14 protein-coding genes and 2 tRNA genes are annotated in these 18,778 nt (G+C 72.2%); 10 read left to right on the top strand and 6 right to left on the bottom strand.

From position 1 onward, the window contains the following. The first annotated feature begins 24 nt into the window (after positions 1-24). Both IO24_RS0121325 and IO24_RS0121330 read left to right on the top strand, forming a co-directional pair. Complete coding sequence (locus tag IO24_RS0121325; protein WP_031137762.1) at positions 25-585, top strand: SigE family RNA polymerase sigma factor; 561 nt, start codon at positions 25-27, stop codon at positions 583-585. A 126-nt stretch (positions 586-711) separates the two neighbouring features. After that, positions 712-2,391 (top strand): long-chain fatty acid--CoA ligase, encoded by a 1,680-nt coding sequence (locus IO24_RS0121330; RefSeq protein WP_031137763.1) that lies wholly within the window; start codon positions 712-714, stop codon positions 2,389-2,391. Between the two features lie 167 nt (positions 2,392-2,558). Here IO24_RS0121330 and IO24_RS0121335 read toward each other — a convergent pair whose 3' ends face one another. Further along, positions 2,559-3,752 (bottom strand): MFS transporter, encoded by a 1,194-nt coding sequence (locus IO24_RS0121335; RefSeq protein ID WP_031137764.1) that lies wholly within the window; start codon positions 3,750-3,752, stop codon positions 2,559-2,561. A 129-nt stretch (positions 3,753-3,881) separates the two neighbouring features. Between IO24_RS0121335 and IO24_RS0121340 the strand changes: the two genes are divergently transcribed. Continuing rightward, complete coding sequence (locus IO24_RS0121340; protein ID WP_031137765.1) at positions 3,882-4,460, top strand: TetR/AcrR family transcriptional regulator; 579 nt, start codon at positions 3,882-3,884, stop codon at positions 4,458-4,460. 49 nt (positions 4,461-4,509) lie between these two features. Here IO24_RS0121340 and IO24_RS0121345 read toward each other — a convergent pair whose 3' ends face one another. After that, positions 4,510-9,297: a response regulator gene (locus IO24_RS0121345; RefSeq protein WP_078899445.1), complete on the bottom strand. Its 4,788-nt coding sequence runs from the start codon at positions 9,295-9,297 to the stop codon at positions 4,510-4,512. Between the two features lie 336 nt (positions 9,298-9,633). Beyond that, positions 9,634-10,152 (bottom strand): SSI family serine proteinase inhibitor, encoded by a 519-nt coding sequence (locus IO24_RS40910; protein ID WP_045296838.1) that lies wholly within the window; start codon positions 10,150-10,152, stop codon positions 9,634-9,636. A 185-nt stretch (positions 10,153-10,337) separates the two neighbouring features. On the opposite strand from IO24_RS40910, the gene IO24_RS0121355 reads away from it, so the two are divergent. After that, a tRNA-Ser gene (locus IO24_RS0121355) sits at positions 10,338-10,428 on the top strand. 196 nt (positions 10,429-10,624) lie between these two features. After that, positions 10,625-10,697: transfer RNA gene (locus IO24_RS0121360), tRNA-Arg, on the top strand. A gap of 499 nt (positions 10,698-11,196) precedes the next feature. On the opposite strand, the gene IO24_RS0121365 is transcribed toward IO24_RS0121360, so the two are convergent. Further along, positions 11,197-12,651 (bottom strand): serine hydrolase domain-containing protein, encoded by a 1,455-nt coding sequence (locus IO24_RS0121365; RefSeq protein ID WP_031137768.1) that lies wholly within the window; start codon positions 12,649-12,651, stop codon positions 11,197-11,199. Positions 12,652-12,939: 288 nt separating this feature from the next. On the opposite strand from IO24_RS0121365, the gene IO24_RS46640 reads away from it, so the two are divergent. Beyond that, positions 12,940-13,269: a TetR/AcrR family transcriptional regulator C-terminal domain-containing protein gene (locus IO24_RS46640; RefSeq protein WP_234335314.1), complete on the top strand. Its 330-nt coding sequence runs from the start codon at positions 12,940-12,942 to the stop codon at positions 13,267-13,269. Between the two features lie 175 nt (positions 13,270-13,444). Here IO24_RS46640 and IO24_RS0121375 read toward each other — a convergent pair whose 3' ends face one another. Together IO24_RS0121375 and IO24_RS0121380 are read right to left on the bottom strand one after the other, a co-directional pair. After that, complete coding sequence (locus tag IO24_RS0121375) at positions 13,445-14,056, bottom strand: tyrosine-type recombinase/integrase (RefSeq protein ID WP_420823237.1); 612 nt, start codon at positions 14,054-14,056, stop codon at positions 13,445-13,447. Between the two features lie 279 nt (positions 14,057-14,335). Further along, positions 14,336-14,812, bottom strand: coding sequence for a MarR family winged helix-turn-helix transcriptional regulator (locus IO24_RS0121380; protein ID WP_031137770.1), 477 nt, complete (start codon positions 14,810-14,812; stop codon positions 14,336-14,338). A gap of 97 nt (positions 14,813-14,909) precedes the next feature. Between IO24_RS0121380 and IO24_RS40920 the strand changes: the two genes are divergently transcribed. From IO24_RS40920 to IO24_RS0121400, 4 genes are all read left to right on the top strand, one after another. Then, positions 14,910-15,305 carry an HGxxPAAW family protein gene (locus IO24_RS40920; protein WP_037668105.1) on the top strand — a complete coding sequence of 132 codons (396 nt, stop codon included), beginning with the start codon at positions 14,910-14,912 and terminating at the stop codon, positions 15,303-15,305. Between the two features lie 118 nt (positions 15,306-15,423). Then, a complete protein-coding gene (locus IO24_RS0121390) occupies positions 15,424-16,296 on the top strand; it encodes a DUF2797 domain-containing protein (RefSeq protein ID WP_078899447.1) in 873 nt (290 codons plus the stop codon). 106 nt (positions 16,297-16,402) lie between these two features. Beyond that, entirely contained in the window at positions 16,403-17,143 is a 741-nt protein-coding gene (locus IO24_RS0121395; RefSeq protein WP_031137773.1) for a response regulator transcription factor, read from the top strand. Then, positions 17,140-18,771: a sensor histidine kinase gene (locus IO24_RS0121400; protein WP_031137774.1), complete on the top strand. Its 1,632-nt coding sequence runs from the start codon at positions 17,140-17,142 to the stop codon at positions 18,769-18,771. The genes IO24_RS0121395 and IO24_RS0121400 overlap by 4 nt, the downstream gene beginning before the upstream one ends. Positions 18,772-18,778 lie beyond the last annotated feature (7 nt).

The following is an 18,778-nucleotide window of genomic DNA, read 5'->3' on the forward strand; positions in this document are numbered from 1 at the left end:
TGCCCTCGCTCATAGCGTTGAGCCATGACCACACTCGTCTGCACGAGCGCTTCGAAGGCGGCCGGACCAGCGGCGCAGACCCTTCCGTACCCGTCGTTCTCGTCGTACGTCAGGGCCCGCCAGCCGGTGCTGCTGCGTACCGCCCGCTCGCTCACCGGCAACCCGAGCGACGCGGAGGACCTGCTGCAGACCGCCCTCACCAAGACGTACGTCGCCTGGGAGCGCATCGAGGACCACCGGGCCCTCGACGGCTATGTGCGCCGGGCGCTGCTGAACACCCGGACCTCGCAGTGGCGCAAGCGCAAGGTCGACGAGTTCGCCTGCGACGAGATGCCCGAGCCGGACCCGGTGGCCGGCGGTGACGACCCGGCCGAGCAGCAGGCGCTGCGCGACGCGATGTGGCGGGCGATCATGCGGCTGCCCGCCCGGCAGCGGGCGATGGTGGTCCTCAGGTACTACGAGGACCTCAGCGAGGTCCAGACGGCCGAGGTGCTCGGCGTTTCGGTGGGCACGGTGAAGTCGGCCGTCTCACGGGCGCTCGGCAAGCTCCGCGAGGACGCTGAGCTGGGGCTTGTCCGCCAGTGAGGCACCGATCCGCCCGGCTGTGAGCTGTCCCTCCGGCATGGCGTGATGTGATCGATCGCCCGGTCCTAGTGACATACCGCGCGGTATGTGCGCAGAATCAGCGCAACCTTTACCACCGCGTAGGCAATGTCGCCCCGGGAGGACGCCGTGCTGAGCACCATGCAGGACGTACCGCTGCTGATCTCAAGGATCCTGACCCACGGGTCGACGATCCACGGGACGTCGCAGGTGACCACCTGGACCAGTGAGGACGAGCCGCACCGCCGCTCCTTCGCGGAGATCGGCGCCCGCGCGGCCCAACTGGCCCACGCGCTGCGCGAGGACCTCGGCGTCACCGGCGACGAGCGCGTGGCAACCCTGGCCTGGAACAACGCGGAACATGTCGAGGCGTACTTCGCGATCCCGTCGATGGGCGCGGTCCTCCACACCCTGAACCTCCGCCTCCCGCCCGAGCAGCTGGCCTGGATCGTCAACCACGCCGCCGACCGTGTGATCATCGCCAACGGTTCGCTGCTCCCCCTGCTCGCCCCGCTGCTGCCGCACCTGAAGCCGGTCGAGCACGTGGTGGTCACCGGCCCCGGAGACCGCTCCCTCCTCGCCGGCGCGACCGTCCGCGTCCACGAGTACGAGGACCTGATCGCCGGCAAGCCGACCTCGTACGACTGGCCCGAGCTGGACGAACGCCAGGCCGCCGCGATGTGCTACACCTCCGGCACCACCGGCGACCCCAAGGGCGTGGTCTACAGCCACCGCTCCATCTACCTGCACTCCATGCAGGTCAACATGGCCCAGTCGATGGGCCTCACCGACGAGGACACCTCGCTGGTCGTGGTGCCCCAGTTCCATGTGAACGCCTGGGGGCTGCCGCACGCGACCTTCATGACCGGCGTGAACATGCTGATGCCGGACCGCTTCCTCCAGCCGGCCCCGCTCGCCGCGATGATCGAGAGCGAGCGGCCGACCCACGCCGCCGCCGTCCCCACCATCTGGCAGGGCCTGCTCGCCGAGCTGACCGCGAACCCACGCGACGTCTCCTCCCTCGGCCAGGTCACCATCGGCGGCTCGGCCTGTCCGCCCTCCCTGATGGAGGCCTTCGACAAGCTGGGCATGCGGGTCTGCCACGCCTGGGGCATGACGGAGACGTCCCCGCTGGGCACGATCGCCCGCCCGCCGGCCGGTGTGGTCGGCACGGAGGAGGAGTTCGCCTACCGCCTCACCCAGGGCCGCTTCCCGGCCGGCGTCGAGGGCCGCCTGACCGGGCCCGGCGGCGAACGCCTCCCCTGGGACGGCGAGTCCGCCGGCGAGCTGGAGGTGCGCGGCCCCTGGATCGCGGGCGCCTACTACAACGGTCCGGGCGCCGAGCCGCTGCGCCCCGCCGACAAGTTCAGCGAGGACGGCTGGCTCAAGACGGGCGACGTCGGCACCATCTCCGCCGACGGCTACCTCACCCTCACCGACCGGGCGAAGGACGTCATCAAGTCCGGCGGTGAATGGATCTCGTCGGTGGAGCTGGAGAACGCGCTGATGTCCCACCCGGACGTCGCCGAAGCGGCCGTCGTCGCCGTCCCCGACGACAAGTGGGGCGAGCGCCCTCTGGCCACGGTCGTCCTCAAGGAGGGCTCCACCGCCACCTTCGAGACCCTGCGCGCCTTCCTCGCCGACGAGGGCCACATCGCCAAGTGGCAGCTCCCCGAGCGCTGGACGGTCATCGCGGCGGTCCCGAAGACGAGCGTAGGCAAGTTCGACAAGAAGGTGCTGCGCAGGCAGTACGCACAGGGGGAGCTGGACGTCACGTCCCTCGGCTGACCGGCTGATCGGTTGACCGGCTGAGCTTCGCGGAGCCCCTGGTGACGTCCGGGGGCTTCCGCGTGCCTGCACCGAGGCCCCGCCCGGCGATCTCCGCTACCTCGCCGAACGGTTGACCGAGGCGTTACGGGACGCGCTCCGCACCCACCTCGCGCAGCCGCCTCACCTCACTGCCGCGACCAGCTCAACCCCCACCCCAGCACCAGCCACACGCCCGCGACCCCGCACACCCCGCCCCAGCCGAAGTGACTGAAGGCAACCCCCGCGAGGGCCGAAGCGGCGGCGCCGCCCGCGAAACCGGCGACCACATAGGCGGTGTTGGCCGTGGCGGGAGTGGACGTCGCGGTCAGGGCGAGGGTCTGGTTGGCCACGTGGGAGGCGACCAGCGCCGCGTGCACGGCGATCGCGGCGGCGAACAGCGCCCACAGCACCTGGCCGCCCAACCAGAACAGCGGCACGGACACGGCGGCGATCAGATACGCGGACCGCACCACCCGCGCCGCCCCGAACCGGTCCACGAGCCCGCCGGCCAGCGGCGCCACCGCACTCGCCGTCAGTCCGAACAGCCCGAACAGCCCGGCGGTCGCGGTGGACAGCCTGTACTCCGGCCCGGTCAGCAGCAGGGCCAGCGAGGTCCACAGCGCGCTCCACGCACCGAACATCCCGGCCTGCCGCACACACGCCCGCCACAGCTCCGGCGAGCTCCGCAGCACCGACGGCAGTGCGACGAGCCCCGCGAACAGCGGGCCTTCCCGGCGCCGCCGTGACGGCAGGACCACCGCGGTCGCGAGCCCCAGGGCGAGCGTGAGCACGGCCGCTCCCGCGAACACCCACCGCCAGCCGAAGGCCTGTCCGGCCAGTCCGCCCAGCACCCGGGCCGCGACGATGCCGGTGAACAGGCCCGCGATGACCGCCGCGACATGACGGGCGCGCCGCTCGGCGGGGGCCCGCTCGGCGACCAGCGGGACGAGCAGCTGGGGGATGACGGTCGCCGCCGAGGCGACGAACATCGCGACCGCGAGGGCGGCGGCGCCCGGGGCGGCCGCGCTGGCACCCAGCGCGACAGCGGTGACGAGCGTGAGCCCGGCGACCAGCCGGCGCCGGTTCGCACTGTCGCCGAGCGGGGCGAAGAACAGCAGTCCGACCGCGTAGCCGAGCTGGGCGACCGAGGCGATCCAGGCGATGGCCGAGGGGGCCGAGCCGAAGTCGCGGGCCATGAGCGGGAGCAGCGGCGCGGCGAGGTAGATGTTGGCGGCGGTGACCGCGCTGCACACGGCGATCAAGGTGAGGAAGAGCCCGGGGGCGGGCTCGCGGGTCTGCCGCACGGGGGCCGTGACCCGGGCGGCGGTGGTGGTCGGCATGGGAGGGGACTCCTTGGAGTCGGCTCTAGCAACTAACTGGTTGGTTGGCTGATGAGAGAACAGTCTGGGCCGCTCCGTCATTCCCTGTCAACCAAACAGTTGGTTACCCGGCGCGCTACCCTCTCCCCCATGGCAGCAAGGGACCCCGAGGCCACCAAGGCCCGGATCTTCGAGGCAGCGGTCGCCGAGTTCGCCCGGCACGGCATCGCCGGCGCCCGCATCGACCGCATCGCCGGCGAGGCGAAGGCCAACAAACAGCTCATCTACGCCTACTTCGGCAACAAGGCGGAGCTGTTCGCGATCGTCCTCGAGAAGAAGATGCTCCACCTCGCCGAGGCCGTCCCCGTCGACCCGGACGACATCGAGGGCTGGATCGACCGCCTGATGGACTACCACGCCGCCCACCCGGAGCTGCTGCGCCTGCTCTTCTGGGAGGGCCTGGAGTACGGCAGCACCGAACTGCCCCACGAGTCCGACCGCCAGGAGCACTACGCCCGCAAGGTCGCCGCCCTCCGGGAGGGGCAGCGGCGCGGAGCCGTCACGGACGCGATCCCGGCGGCCGACCTGCTGTTCCTGCTGACCGCCCTGGCCAACTGGACCGCCGTCGTCCCGCAGATGCGGCGCATCCTGGTCGGCGAGGGCGAGCCGGAACGGGACCGCCTGCGGGCATCGGTGAAGGAGGCGGCGCGCCGGCTGACGGCACGCTAGGACCTGCCGGACGGCACGCCAGGACCGCCGGACGGCACGCCAGGACCCGCTAGTTGGTGCCGATCCGGCTGAGCAGCTCGACGATCCTGGTCTGCACCTCGGAACTGGTGGACCGCTCCGCGAGGAAGAGCACCGTTTCCCCGGAGGCCAGCCGCGGCAGGTCGGCCTGGTCGACGGCGGCGGTGTAGACGACGAGCGGGGTGCGGTTGAGCTGCCCGTTCGCCCGCAGCCAGTCCACGATCCCGGCCTGGCGCCGATGCACCTGGAGCAGGTCCATCACCACCAGGTTCGGCCGGAACTGCCCCGCCAGGGTCACCGCGTCCGCGTCACTCGCGGCCCGCGCGACCTGCATCCCGCGCCGCTCCAGCGTCGCCGTCAGCGCCAGCGCGATCTCCGCGTGCTCCTCGATCAGCAGGACCCGCGGCGGATGCTGCTCACTGTCGCGCGGCGCCAGCGCCTTCAGCAGCACGGCCGGATCGGCACCGTACGCCGCGTCCCGTGAGGCCTGCCCGAGCCCGGCCGTGACGAGGACGGGCACCTCGGCGGCCACGGCGGCCTGCCGCAGCGACTGCAGTGCCGTACGCGTGATCGGCCCGGTCAGCGGGTCGACGAACAGCGCGGCGGGGAAGGCCGCGATCTGCGCGTCGACCTCCTCGCGCGAGTTCACGATCACCGGCCGGTAGCCCCGGTCGCTCAGCGCCTGCTGGGTGCTGACGTCCGGTGCCGGCCACACCAGCAGCCGCCGCGGGTTGTCCAGCGGCTCCGGCGGCAACTCGTCGTCCATCGGCTGCGGCCGGGGCGGATCGGCCACCTCGACGGCCCCGCCGGGCCCGTCCAGCGGCTCGGGCCCCTCGGCGGCGTTCTCGTCCGGTGCGCCTATGGCGTACGACCGTCCGCCGCCCTCGGTCATCTGCGCGAGGCGTGACTGACCGGCGAGGGACGGCTGCGCCGGAACGGGGGCGGCGGCCGGGGCGGAGGCCTGCGCGGCGACCGGCGGCGGCGTGTGATCGGCCGCCGGATGCGGGCGCGCGGCCTGCTCCGGGCGGGGTTTCTGGTCCGCCGGACGCGGCTGCCCCTGCTCCGGGCGGGCCGCCTGGTCCGTACGCGTCGCCGGGTCGGGCGGCGTGCCCAGCTTGCGGCGCCGGCCCGAGCCGCCCGGCTGGTGCGGGGGAGGCGTCGCCGACTGCTGCGGGGCGGACTGGGGGACCGGTACGGCCGACGGCTGCTGGACCTGGGCCGCCTGCCGGTTGAACGGCACGCCCTGGCCCAGCGTCCGCACGCTGATCGCCCGCCCCTGCGTCGAGTTCGGGTCGACGGGCGCCGCGGCCTCCGCGGGCAACGGCTGGGCCGCCCGCGGCGCGCCCTCCTGCGGCAGCGGGGTGCCCGGGGCGGGGGTGTTCTGCTGCGCTGCCCGGGGCGCCGTGCCGTTCGGGGGCGCGGGGTGCGCGGAACCGGCACCCGACGTGTCGTCGGCGGCGGGCCAGGGCTGGGCGGCGGGGCCGCCGCCCTGCGGCGGGATTCCGTGGACGTTCGTGCCCTGGGCCGGAGCTCCCTGAGCGGGCGTGCCCTGGGGCGGGGTGCCCTGCCCGGGTGCGGCCTCCGCGGGGAGCGGCAGGCCGGCGGAGGACTGCTGACCCCGTGCGGCGACGCCCGGCTGCGGCAGGGGCTGGGCCGGGGCCGGAGGCTGCAGGACCTGCCCCGGGAGAGCCGCCTGCACACTCTGCCCGAGCCCGCCCTGAGCGGGGACGGACACGCCCTGCGGGGGCACGGCGACACCCTGCGGCTGGGTGCCCTGAGGAGCCTGTACGTGAGGGACGTTCCCCTGTGCAGGCACGGCGTTGCCCTGCGGGTGCACGGTGTTCCCCTGCGCGGGAACCGGCACGCCCTGCGGCGGCAGGGCCGTACCCGGCGCGACGGGGGAAGCGGCGGCGCCGGCCTGGACGGGCGAACCCTGGGCAGGCGCGGCCTGCCCCTGCGGGACCTGCCCGGTGGCGTCCTGCTGCGCGGGAACACCTTGCGCGGGAACGGCCTGCGCGGCACCGGCAGGCACGGAAGCGGCGGGCACAGCACCCGCAGGCATGGGACCTGCTGCCGGCGCGGCACCCACAGGCACGGAACCCGCAGGCACCGGACCCACCTGGTCGGCGCTCCCCGGGACCTGCGCTCCGGCACCCTCGGCCGGCTGCGGCGCCGCGACGGCACGCCGCCGGCGGCCGGTCGGCGCACTGGTCGGATGCGGCTGCGGCGGAGTGTGATCGGCGGACTGGTCGTGCGGAACGGCGTCGTGCCGCCCCTCCTCGGCCACCCCGTCACCGGCAGCGGTGACACCGGGGACCGCCACGGCCCCCTGCCCCTGAACCGGCACCTGCCCCTGAACCGGCACCTGCCCCTGAACCGGCACCTGCCCCTGAGCGGGCATCGCACCCGGCGCGACCGCGGGACCGTCGGCGACCTGCTGCCCCTGTTCGGCCTGAGCCTCCTGGGCCGGGGGCGGAGTCTGGTCGGCCTCGGCCGGCGGCAGCGCGAACACCGGACGCGGCCCGGCCGCCTCCTGTGCGGCGGCAGCCCGCTCGTTGGCGGCGGCCAGCGCACGGCGCCGGCGCCCGGTCGGCTGCTGGGCCTGCCCCTGAGCCGCATCGGCCGGACCGGCGCCCTCCCCGCCGGACGACGGCGCGGGCAGCGCCGGCGGCAGCGCGGCCTGCTCACCGGGTTCACGCCGGGCCCGCCGCCCGGACGGCGCGGGCACACCCTGCGGCGGCACGGTCCCGCCCAGCCCCGTGTTCGAGGCGGCGGCCCCCGCCGCGTGCTCGGCGGCCGTCATCACGGCCCCCTCGGCGACACCCTGGACAGCGCTCCCGACGTCTCCCGCACCGGCGTCCTCGGCCCCGCGCCGCCGCCGCCCGGTACCGCCGGACGCGGATCCCTCACCGGACGCCTGAGCCGGAAGGGCGGCCTGCTCCCCGGCGGCCCGGCGCCTGCGCCGCCCGGTGGGCACGGCACCGTCGGCTCCGGGACCACCGGCCCCGTCGCCCTCACCGCCCGGAACGTCTCCGTCCAGGAAGGCATCGGTGGTGGCCCGCCGCGCCCGGCGCCGCCCGCCTGCGGACGTCTGCTCGCCGGGATCCACGAGAGCGACCGCGGCGGACTCGTCCACCGGCTGGGCGGCAACAGCCCCGGCCCCGCCCCCGATCGGCACCTCGAGGACGTACGCGTTCCCGCTCATCCCCGGCACGTCATGCGTCTGCAGCACACCGCCGTGGGCCCGGACGATCCCGCGCACGATGGGCTCGTGCACGGTGTCGCCACCGGCGTACGGCCCGCGCACCTCGATGCGTACGACCTCGCCGCGCTGCGCCGCCGCCACCACGACGGTGTTGTCCAGGTAACCGCCCGCCGACACGGGCGTGTTGCCGGTCGCGTCGACGCCCGCCACATCCGCGACGAGATGCGCGAGGGCGGTCGCGAGCAGCCGGGGATCGACCTCGGCCTCGATGGGCGGCGCGTGCACGGCGAACTGCACCCGCCCGGGCCCGATCAGCTCAACGGCCCCGTCGACCCCGGCGGCGACGACGGCGTCCAGCATCACCTTCGTACGGGAGACGTTCTCGCTGCCTGCGTCGAGCCGCTGGTACCCGAGGACGTTGTCGATCAGTGTGGTGATGCGCGCATAGCCGGCCGACAGGTGATGCAGCACCTGGTTGGCCTCGGGCCACAGCTGCCCGGCGTCGTCGGCGGCCAGCGCGGCCAGCTCGCGGCGCAGTTCCTCCAGCGGCCCGCGCAGCGACCGGCCGAGCAGCGTCAGCAGCTGCTCGTGCCGGGCGGCGAGCGCCTCGAACCGGTCCTTCTCCCGCTCTCCGAGCGCGGCGTACCGGTCCTCGTTCGCGCCGAGTTCCTCGGCGTGCCGCTCGGTGAGCTCCTCGATCTCGGTGACGTGCTGCTGGCGCAGCGCGGTGAGCTCCGAGGCGTGCTCCTCGGCGATCCGCTCCAGTTCCTCTGCGTGGCGCTTCTCGGCCGCCTCCTTCTCCTCGACGACGGCGTCGTACGGCCGCCGGTCGGTGAAGGTCATCACGGCGCCGACGAGCTGGTCGCCGTCGCGCACGGGCGCGGTCGTCAGATCGACCGGCACCTTGCCGCCGTCCTTGGCGTACAGCACCTGCCCGCGCACCCGGTGCTTGCGCCCGGAGCGCAGGGTGTCGGCGAGCGGCGAGTCCTCGTACGGGAAGGGCGAGCCGTCGGCGCGTGAGTGCAGCACGAGGTCGTGCAGTTCGCGCCCGCCGAGATCGCTGGCCCGGAATCCCAGTATCTGAGCGGCGGCCGGATTGACGAGCACGATCCGCCCGTCGGTGTCGGTTCCTACGACACCCTCGGCGGCGGCCCGCAGGATCATCTCGGTCTGCCGTTGCGAACGCGCGAGCTCGGCCTCGGTGTCGACGGTCCCGGTCAGGTCCCGCACGACGAGCATGAGCAGCTCGTCACCGCTGTACCCGTACCCGTCGTAGGCCTGCTGCCCGTTCTCGAGATTCGCACTGGTGACCTCGACGGGGAACTCGGTCCCGTCCGTCCTGCGCGCGATCATCCGGGTCGGCTTGGTCCGGGCGTGCGGATCGAGGTGCTCCGGCCGACGCATGGAGCCGGGGATGAGCTTGGAGTCGAACTGCGGCAGCAGATCGAGCAGCCCGCGCCCCACCAGAGCGGTACCGGGAGTCTCGAAGGCCTCCAGGGCGATGGTGTTGGCGTTGACGACCGTGCCGTTGGCGTTGACCAGCACCAACGCGTCGGGAAGGGCGTCCAGTATGGCTGCGAGGCGAGCAGCGCCTCGGGATGGCCTGCTGCTCACGAGACGCTTCCTCCCTGTTACCGCACCTTGCCGACCGCTCGGGCCATCTTGCCAACCGTCCCGCGGCGTGTCACGCGAGGGAGTCTAAGGGCTGCGGTTGCGCTCGCGACGCCGGATGAGAGCGAGGTCCCACGAGGAAGTGACCCCGAACTGACGACCGAGTAACCGCAAACGCCCGCCCTCCTGCGACGACGTCGCGGGACCTTCGCGGGACCTTTACGAGGACGGCGTTTCTGTACCTTTTGGCCAGGCTGGCGTGATGGCGGCGGATTGTGGCGCGAATGGGCTGCGGGATGCGGGGCGCCGGCCGGCGGTTCGACCGCCCCGACGGGTGGCTCAGGCCTTGACGCCCCGCTGGCCCCCCACGCCCGGCAGGAGCGGCACGAGCCGGTCCCAGCGGGAGATCTGGCAGCCGTCGCGGCGGTCGTACGTGGCGTCGACGCGCCGTCCGGCCCAGGTGCCGGTGACGTGCGCGGTGGCCGGGCCGCCGTACTGCATGGTGCAGAAGCCGCCTTCCGGGGCGGGTGCGAAGACGTCCTGCCCCCACCGCGTGTCCCGCTCCAGGGCGGCACAGGCGCCGCGCGGGTCGGGGTGGCTGCCGCCGTCGGGGCCGCAGTACAGCTCGAACGTTCCGTCGGCCCCGCCGCCCGCGTTCCGCACGGTGACGGTGAGGTGATCGCGGTCCGGGCCGTTGCCGGGACCGACCGGGAACAGCGGGCTGGTCCCGCCGGCCTGGGCATACGCGGCCGGGGGCACCACGGTCAGCGACCCTGCGGCGGCGACGGAGGCGGCGGCCCCGAGGAGGAGGCGCCGCAGGACGGGGCGGGCGGTGGCCCGGGGAATGGCACGCAACATGCCCTGACTAACGCGACGCGGTCCCGGATGTTGCGCGTGGTCACGCGAGCGGCGGCCCGCACGGCCCTGACAAGGTCTTTGCCCCGCGCCCTTCCCGCCTAGTACCGTGGGGGTCGATTGGTGACAGCACGCTCGACTGTGTCATCATCGGCACGCACCGCTCGCGCTCGCGCGGGAGTGATGCTGGAGGCGTCGCCTAGTCCGGTCTATGGCGCCGCACTGCTAATGCGGTTTGGGTCTTAAAGCCCATCGAGGGTTCAAATCCCTCCGCCTCCGCACTTGATCACGAAGCCCCGGTCACCCGACCGGGGCTTCGCTGTCGTCGCCCCCAAAAGGGCGGCCGGAAGGGTCGTTGCCGCAGCTCACAAGGGGTACGGCTAACGGATTTCACATGGCGGCGGCAGTCATGTAATGTTCTTCCTGTCGCCGCGAGCGAGCCGGAAGGCCCGAGAGCGGCGAAAAAACAGAACAAGCACTCGTAGCTTAACGGATAGAGCATCTGACTACGGATCAGAAGGTTGCAGGTTCGAATCCTGCCGAGTGCACAGCAGACCAGAGGCCCTGTGGAGTGATCCGCAGGGCCTCTGGCTTTTGTCTTGACGGCAGTGTTTGACGGCAACCGCCTGCGCGAGCCGATCAGACGGCTACCGGGACACCGGCCGGGCCGTCGTCATCGTCCGGATCGTTGCCGTCACTCCTCTGGCCTTGTTCACGAGTTTCGACAGCAATCGTTCATGGCTTCGGGAGGCACTCTGGTGGCTCGGTGTTCGATGTTCACGAGAACGGGCAGCACCTACAGGGCCAGTGGCATGTCACCGTTCGGGCCCGCGGGCCCGGATACCGGCTACTCCTGCCAGTCCGTTGTGGTGGCGGCGCGCTCCTGCCACAACCGGTCCGGTGCCGTTGGTGGCCCGGGTGGGTTGTGACCTCGCCCGAGAGGACCGCGCTCGCGTTTTAGCAGCGGCTGATCACCGCGCCCGAGCTGCATCTGTTCTTTGCGCCGAGCCGGGACGAGGTCGAGTGGCTCCGGCCGGCGCAGCCGTGCTACGCGACCTTGGGGCCGCAGCGCATCCCGATGTACACACACCCCGTGCCGTCCAGCAGCTCGGAGAAGATCACGGGCATGTAGCCTTCACTGAACGCCGCGCCCACCCCCGTACCGGCGAAAACTGTCTCCGTCACCGGCACCAGATCGATCTCCAGGGCTTCGGAGAAGTCCTTCATGCCGTCGACGAACTCGTACACCATGTGCCCCGCACCGTCCCGCTCGGTCACGGTGATGACCACGCCCTCGCGCCGGTACGTGCCGACGAGCGGCGCGAAGTCGACCACGGGAGGCTTGGCCGGCGGGGCGAAGGTGTCCGGCATCGTCACCCCGGCCAGTTCGGCGAGGAGTTCCCGGTAGAGCGCAGCGTACAGCTCACGCGCACCGCCGCCGTTGGTGAGCAGCGCGACCGCGACGCCTGCCGACGGGACGACGCGCAGATAGCCGTACTGCCCGATGGAGGCGCCGTCATGGCCGTAGCCCTGGACGCCGTTCCAGTCGTACAGGGTCCAGCCCAAACCCCAACCGTCCGCGCTGACCGACCACTTGTCGGGGGAGTCCACGACCCGGCGCTGCATGAGCGCGACGGTCTCCTCGGAGAGCATCCGGGTACCGTCCTGTGCCACTCCGCCCGCGAGGTGCATCCGCGCGAGCCGCGCGAGGTCCCCGGCCGTGGCGATGACCCGGCCGTACGGGCCCGCCGAGCGCGGCATCAGGTCCCAGGACGGCGCCGGGTCCGGGTCCTGGCCCGGCTCGCCCAGGTGACCCATCGCTGCGCGGAACCGCAGAGCCTCCTCGGGCAGCGTCATCGTGTGGTCGAGGCCCAGCGGTGTGAAAAGCAGGTCCTTCAGTGCCTCGTCCCAGACCTTGCCGGTCAGCACCTCGATGATGCGGCCGAGCACGTTGTACCCGATGCTGCTGTACGAGAGCGCCTCGCCGGGCGGGCAGTCGAGTGCTACGCCCTTCGCGGCCTCGACGTACTTGGCGAGGCAATCGTCGCCGCGCCCGCTGTCATAGGTGAAGTCGCAGGTGAGGCCGCTCGTGTGGCTGAGCAGCTGGCGTGTGGTGATCGCCCTGGTCAACTCGGGGTCGGCGACCGAGAATTCCGGCAGTACGTCCACGACCGGTGCGTCCAGGTCCAGTTGGCCTGAATCTGCGAGCTGCATGATCAGGGTGGCGGTGTAAACCTTGGCGATCGAGCCCATCTGGAAGACCGAGTCGGTCGTCGCCTCCACGCCCGTTCCGCGGTGGAGCACACCGCTGGCCAGCTCGTGTACGGCCCCGTCGATGAGTATCGCCAGCGACGCCGCCGGGACGTGGTGCTTGGCGCGCAGCTCGTCGAGCCGGGTCTGCCAGTGGGCGAGGTCCAGCTTCCGGCCCGTCGATCCCAGGGTCCCCCACTGGCCCGTGGCGTTCCAGTTGCCCTGCTCGTCCCAGCTCACGTTCTTCGACATGCCTGCTCCCCACTTTGATGCGTACGGCGTTCCCTCGATGCGAACACTGTACGCACACTGAAGCACTGTACGCAATGTGCATACGGTGTGCGCTACTACTGATCGAGCTGGCACGGTGGAAGACGTCTATGGAGAGCTGGAGGTACCGGCCGTCGTCGACCGCGCCGAGTGGTGCGCGGCCGTCACCCGCAGCGCGGCCGAGCTGCGGGCGATGACCCTTCGTTACCCCTGGATCGCCCCTGAGCTGGGTCAGGTGGACCCGTCCACATCGGCCCGAAGGCCACGCGGATGTCGTCCGGGTTGCTCGCGCAGTTCGAGGTGGCGGGCTTCACCGCGGACGAGAAGGGCCGGACCGTGGGGACGCTCATGACGTACGTCATCGGGATCGCAACCTCTGAGGCCGCGCATCTCTCGCAGATAGCCCGCAGCGGCAAGACCGAGCAGGGGTGTGTGGCAGGCCTGCGGCTGGCCTTCGACGAGGCCTCGCAGGAGCACCCACGGCTGTGCGAGGGAAGCTCCGCCCGGCAGGATATGCACCCACAGCAGATCCGCGACCACGACTTCGCGTACGGGCTCGCCCGCGTCCTCGATGGCCTAGCGGCCCGGCTCGACGCCTGAACCGACACGCCGGTGGCGCGGGCGTCGGGGCCGATGTGCGTTCGTTCACAACACACCAACGACGCGAGTTCGGACGACCTCTGGGCTCAAACTGTCCTTTGTCGAGCTACTCCACCCACGTTTCGCCGCGCGCAGTCCGCCGACATCAGCCGGGCTGTCGACACTCGTGAACGGTTCAGTTCGCAGTTGCGGCTTGCGTGCCTTCCAAACCAGTGAACAACTGCTGTCCGTTCTCGTGGACGGAGCCACCCCTCAGTGCGTCCCCGACGCGGTCGAAGGCGGACCGCTGGGAGTCGAGCCGTACGAAGGTGTAGATGTCCATGGTCACGCGAATCGAGCTGTGGCCCAGGACTTCCATGATCATGCGGGCGTCGGCGCCCTGTTCGTGGAGCAGGGAGGCGCATGTGTGGCGGAGGTCGTGGAAGCGGACCTTGCGGACGCCGGCGCGGACGCACAGCGCCTCGAAGGAGCGGTTCAGGTTGCGCGGCTCGATGGGGGTGCCGTTCTTCGTGGTGAAGACAAGGGCTTGGGCTGTCCCCTTCCAGTTCGAGCCAGCGGCTTTCCGGTCGGCGAGCTGCTGGGCGCGCTGAGCGCGGAGCGCGGTCACGCACTCGGACGGCAGGGCCACGCGGCGGGCCGAACAGGAGCGCAGGCCCGGCCGGGGGCCGGGCCGCGCGCGGTGAGCACCCGAAGGACGGCATCCTCGGCTTCGCTGCGGGCGCGGTCCAGGCGGACAAGGGCAGCGGCACGTTCGGCGGGGTCCGGCGCTACCAAGCCATAGGCCCATCCGAAGCGTTCAGCCCACCCGTGGTCGTCATCGAGGTCCGGCCCCGTCGCCTCTTTCATGTGACAGATCATCACCCGCTCGGCACACCGACGCGATGCATATACGGGTGGCCGGCGTCATGACCGCGTACGCCCCTGTTCAGGTCGCTGAGGCGTAGCCGCCGGGGCGGTGTGGACGCCCCGTTCATGCCCACCTGCCCACATGCCTCGCCAGGCGCAGGCTCGGTGAGGGCGACCCGCGCGATGCTGTCGGACTCGTTCTGCTCCGTGCCGGGCGTGCTCAGTCGGGGCGGCAGTGCTCTTCCAGGTAGGTCGCCGCCAGCGTGCTCGCGCGGGTGAACCAGTCGTGCAGGACCGCGATCTCGTCCGGGGAGTAGTCCGCGAAGAGGTGTGTGAGGCGGGCGTAGTACGGCTCGTAGACCTCTCGGACGCGGGCGACCGCGTCGGGCTGGGCCGCTACGCGGATGCGGCGGCGGTCCGTGGGATCGGGGCGGCGGGTGATGTAGCCGGCGCGCTCCAGGCGGTTGAGGATGCCGGTGACCGCGCCGGTGGTGACGTGGACGCGGGCCGCCAGGTCGCCTGCCGTGGGGAGGTTCTCGCCGGCCTCGATGACGTAGGCGAAGCAGGTGAGGTCGGTCACACTCAGGCCCACCTGTTGGGCGATCTCGTGCTGTCCGACCAGGTGAGTCGCGATGAGCTGGTCCATCGCCGACAGCGCCTGCTCCGGGGTGGCGGCCGGGCGCGGCTTGGCTTGCATTCCCAGATCCCTTAGTTCGTGAGATGTTTGGGTCGTAAAAGTCTTAGCGGGTGAGGGATTCGGTGATTCGGAGCCCTACGGTGCGAGGGAGTGGCACGTGAGTGCACATCAGTATGACCACGGGCACACGGTCGCGGGATGGGTCGGATTCGGCATCGCCACCGTCGGGGCCGGTGTGGCGGGGCTGGGGGTCTGCACCGTCTCCGGAGTGCTGATCGCCGGCGGGCTGGCGATCGGGGTCGTGAGTCTGCTCGTCACCTGGGCTCTGCATCTCTCCGGGTGGGGGAAGGGGCCGGGCATGCGGCCCCGGGCGGAGTGGGGGTGGCGGGTGCGGGACTCGGCGGCGCCGGGCGGGCACGAGGATTGCGTGGGGTGCCGGCTGGCCGGGCGGGGGCGGCGGCGCGGTGGGCGTGCGGTGGCACCGGTCATGCCGGCGCAGCGCGAGAGCGAGCCGGAGACCGTCACCGCCGTCAGGGCCGACGCCGGGCGGTGAGGCCGTCCTCCCCCGCAGGCCGTTCCCCCCAGGCTCCCTCCCTCGCAGGCTGTCCCTCGCGGGCCCTCCCCCGCAGGCCGCCCCGCGTTGTCAGTGGTGCCCCCTACTCTCGGCAGAGATGGCACAGGCATGGAAGTGCTCGGGGCTGCGGTGGTCGGTGGATGGCCCCGTGCTGGTCTGGGACGGTGGGCGGCGCAGCGCGCTGACCTGGGGGAAACGCGTGGCCTTCGGGGTCGCGGAAGGGGGTGTGCGTCGCTGTGTGGGGGCTCGGGGGCATACCTGCCCGGTCCGTGCGGTCGTGCCGGGGCGCAGTACGGGGGCGCGGTGCGAGGAGTGTGCGCGGCTGGACCGGGCGCACTCCGTGGCGGCGGACACCATCGCCGACGATCCCCGGCCGTACCGCGTCTATCTGGCGTGGTTCGGACCCGGCATGGTCAAGGTCGGGATCACGGCGCGGGAGCGGGGCTCCGCCCGGCTGCTCGAGCAGGGTGCCGTCTGTTTCAGCTGGCTCGGCGTCGGTCCGCTCATGGCCGCGCGGCGTACGGAGGAGCTGCTGCGGGCCGCCCTGCGGGTGCCCGACCGGATTCCGTACGCCGAGAAGCGGGTGGTGCGGGCCGCGTTGCCGGAGGCCGCCGCCGACCGGGCGCGTGAGGTCGCCGAGCTGCACGAACGTGCGGTCGCGCTCCCCGCGTGGCCGGAGTCGCTGGTGCGGGAGCCGCTGGAGATCGTCGATCACGTGGGGGTGTTCGGACTCGCGGGGCTGCCCGTCGCCGTGGGGGTTGTCAACGGGCTCGTCGCCGGGGGTGTGGTCGGCGGGGAGCTGGTCGCGGCCGCCGGACCCGATCTGCATCTGTCCACCGGGGGCGGGGTCGTGGTGCTGGACACCCGGTTGATGACCGGGTGGGAGCTGGTGCCCGCCACGGGCGGTGAAATGACCGTGCCTGTGCGGCAGTTCAAGGAGCCGACAGGTGTGCAGGACGGGTTGTTCTGATCCGGTCGGGCTTCCCAGTGATTTCCTGAGAAGCGCCTGTGTGGTTCTCAGGGAAATCACAGGTTGCCGAAAGCGTGCTCTCAGAGGTCCCCGACATCGTGTTCACATGACCACGACCTCGCCCCAGGGGCGCACCGAACTGCTGAGGCCGGACGGGAGCCCCGTCCGCGTGCTGGTGGTGGACGACGAGCTGTCGATCACCGAGCTGCTGTCCATGGCCCTGCGCTACGAGGGATGGCAGATCCGGAGTGCCGGTGACGGCACCGGCGCGATCCAGTCCGCGCGCGACTTCCGGCCCGACGCGGTCGTCCTCGACATGATGCTGCCCGACATGGACGGGCTGGCCGTGCTCGGGCGGCTGCGCCGGGAACTGCCGGACGTGCCGGTGCTCTTCCTCACCGCGAAGGACGCCGTCGAGGACCGGATCGCCGGGCTGACGGCGGGCGGTGACGACTATGTCACCAAGCCGTTCAGCCTGGAGGAGGTCGTCGCACGGCTGCGCGGGCTGATACGCCGCTCCGGTGCCGCCGACCGGCGCTCGGACTCCACGCTGGTCGTCGGCGACCTCACCCTCGACGAGGACAGTCACGAGGTGACCCGGGCCGGGGACAACATCCATCTGACGGCGACCGAGTTCGAGCTGCTGCGGTTCCTGATGCGCAATCCGCGGCGCGTGCTCAGCAAGGCGCAGATCCTCGACCGGGTGTGGTCGTACGACTTCGGCGGTCAGGCCAACGTCGTCGAGCTCTACATCTCCTATCTGCGGCGGAAGATCGACGCCGGGCGCGAGCCGATGATCCACACGCGGCGCGGCGCCGGGTACCTGATCAAGCCCGCGGCGTCATGAGCGGACGGCGGCGGCCGCGGGTGCAGCGGCAGCGGCAGGGGCGACTACGGCAGCCGCGCACGCTGCGCACGCGGCTCGTCGTCTCCGCCCTGGCGCTGATCGCCGTGGTGTGTGCCGTGATCGGGACGGTGACGACGATCGCGATGCACTCCCGCCTGTACGAGCAACTGGACGGCGCGCTCAGCCAAGTGGTGGGCCGTGCCGCCGGAGCCGGTCCCGAGCTGCCCGGCGGCGGACAGCCCAAGCCCCAGGGCGAGCCGGAGGACAAGGCGCCCAAGGTGCCCGACCTCTCGGAGTTCGTCACCAAGGGGCCGCAGCAGATGATCGGCACCATCGCCGCGAAGGTCCAGGGCGGCACCATCACCGAGGGCATGGTCAGCAAGGCCTCCGAGGACGACAACGGCGTCACGCAGGCCGCGCCCTACACGCTGAGCAAGGCACAGACGGCCGAGCTGAACGCCGTCGCCAAGGACGGTGAGGTGCACACGGCGACCATCACGGGGCTCGGCGAGTACCGCGTGGAGTACCGCGAGGGGGCCAACGGCGCCTACTACGTCGCGCTGCCGACCACCGACGTCACCGACACCCTCAACACGCTGATCCTCGTCGAGGTCAGTGTCACCGCCGCCGGGCTCATCGCCGCCGGCATCGCCGGCACCGTCATCGTAGGCGTCGCCACCCGCCCCCTGCGCAGGGTCGCCGCCACCGCCACCCGGGTGTCCGAACTGCCCCTGCACACCGGCGAGGTGAACCTCAGCGAACGCGTTCCCGACTCCGAGACCGATCCGCACACCGAGGTCGGGCAGGTCGGGGCCGCGCTCAACCGGATGCTCGACCACGTCCACGGCGCGCTGCACGCCCGGCAGGAGAGCGAGACCCGGGTCCGGCAGTTCGTCGCCGACGCCAGTCACGAACTGCGCACCCCCCTCGCCTCCATCCGCGGCTACGCCGAGCTGACCCGGCGCGGCAGAGAGCAGGTCGGGCCCGACACCCGGCACGCACTGGGGCGGATCGAGTCCGAGGCCGGCCGGATGACGCTGCTCGTCGAGGATCTGCTGCTGCTCGCCCGGCTGGACGCCGGACGGCCGCTCCAGTTCGGGCAGACCGACCTCGTCCCTCTCGTCGTGGACACCATCAGCGACGCCCGGGCGGCCGGCCAGGACCACAACTGGCGCCTCGACCTGCCCGACGAGCCCGCGCTCGTGTCGGCGGACGCGGCCCGGCTGCAGCAGGTGCTGGTCAACCTGCTCGGCAACGCCCGCACCCACACACCGCCCGGCACGACCGTCACCGCCCGCGTCCAGCGGCGCGGGACCTGGCTGTGCGTGGACGTCGAGGACGACGGGCAGGGCATTCCGGCCGAGTTGCTGCCGCACGTCTTCGAGCGGTTCGCGCGCGGCGACTCCGCGCGCTCCCGCGCCACCGGCTCGACCGGTCTCGGCCTCGCCATCGTGCAGGCGGTGGCGACCGCGCACGGCGGTGCCGTGACCGTCGACAGCGTGCCCGGGCGGACCGTGTTCACGGTGCGGCTGCCCGCACTCCCGGCGCAGCCACAGCCCGAAATGAGCCGGCAACCGCACTCACAGGCACGCCACAGCCTCACCACATGGGCACAACAGGGCGCCTGACGAAAGT

Origin of the sequence: Streptomyces flavovariabilis (assembly GCF_000725785.1) — a bacterium.
In the GTDB taxonomy this organism is placed as follows: domain Bacteria; phylum Actinomycetota; class Actinomycetes; order Streptomycetales; family Streptomycetaceae; genus Streptomyces; species Streptomyces hawaiiensis.

Bases quoted from the DNA above. Each gene is read 5' to 3' on its own strand.
- IO24_RS46640 (WP_234335314.1), top strand. From the start codon at position 12,940: ATGTCGTCCGGGTTGCTCGCGCAGTTCGAGGTGGCGGGCTTCACCGCG.
- IO24_RS0121375 (WP_420823237.1), bottom strand. From the start codon at position 14,056: ATGGGCCTATGGCTTGGTAGCGCCGGACCCCGCCGAACGTGCCGCTGC.
- IO24_RS40910 (WP_045296838.1), bottom strand. From the start codon at position 10,152: ATGTTGCGTGCCATTCCCCGGGCCACCGCCCGCCCCGTCCTGCGGCGC.
- IO24_RS0121365 (WP_031137768.1), bottom strand. From the start codon at position 12,651: ATGTCGAAGAACGTGAGCTGGGACGAGCAGGGCAACTGGAACGCCACG.
- IO24_RS0121340 (WP_031137765.1), top strand. From the start codon at position 3,882: ATGGCAGCAAGGGACCCCGAGGCCACCAAGGCCCGGATCTTCGAGGCA.
- IO24_RS0121400 (WP_031137774.1), top strand. From the start codon at position 17,140: ATGAGCGGACGGCGGCGGCCGCGGGTGCAGCGGCAGCGGCAGGGGCGA.
- IO24_RS0121395 (WP_031137773.1), top strand. From the start codon at position 16,403: ATGACCACGACCTCGCCCCAGGGGCGCACCGAACTGCTGAGGCCGGAC.
- IO24_RS0121330 (WP_031137763.1), top strand. From the start codon at position 712: ATGTCGCCCCGGGAGGACGCCGTGCTGAGCACCATGCAGGACGTACCG.
- IO24_RS0121380 (WP_031137770.1), bottom strand. From the start codon at position 14,812: ATGCAAGCCAAGCCGCGCCCGGCCGCCACCCCGGAGCAGGCGCTGTCG.
- IO24_RS0121325 (WP_031137762.1), top strand. From the start codon at position 25: ATGACCACACTCGTCTGCACGAGCGCTTCGAAGGCGGCCGGACCAGCG.
- IO24_RS0121335 (WP_031137764.1), bottom strand. From the start codon at position 3,752: ATGCCGACCACCACCGCCGCCCGGGTCACGGCCCCCGTGCGGCAGACC.
- IO24_RS0121390 (WP_078899447.1), top strand. From the start codon at position 15,424: ATGGCACAGGCATGGAAGTGCTCGGGGCTGCGGTGGTCGGTGGATGGC.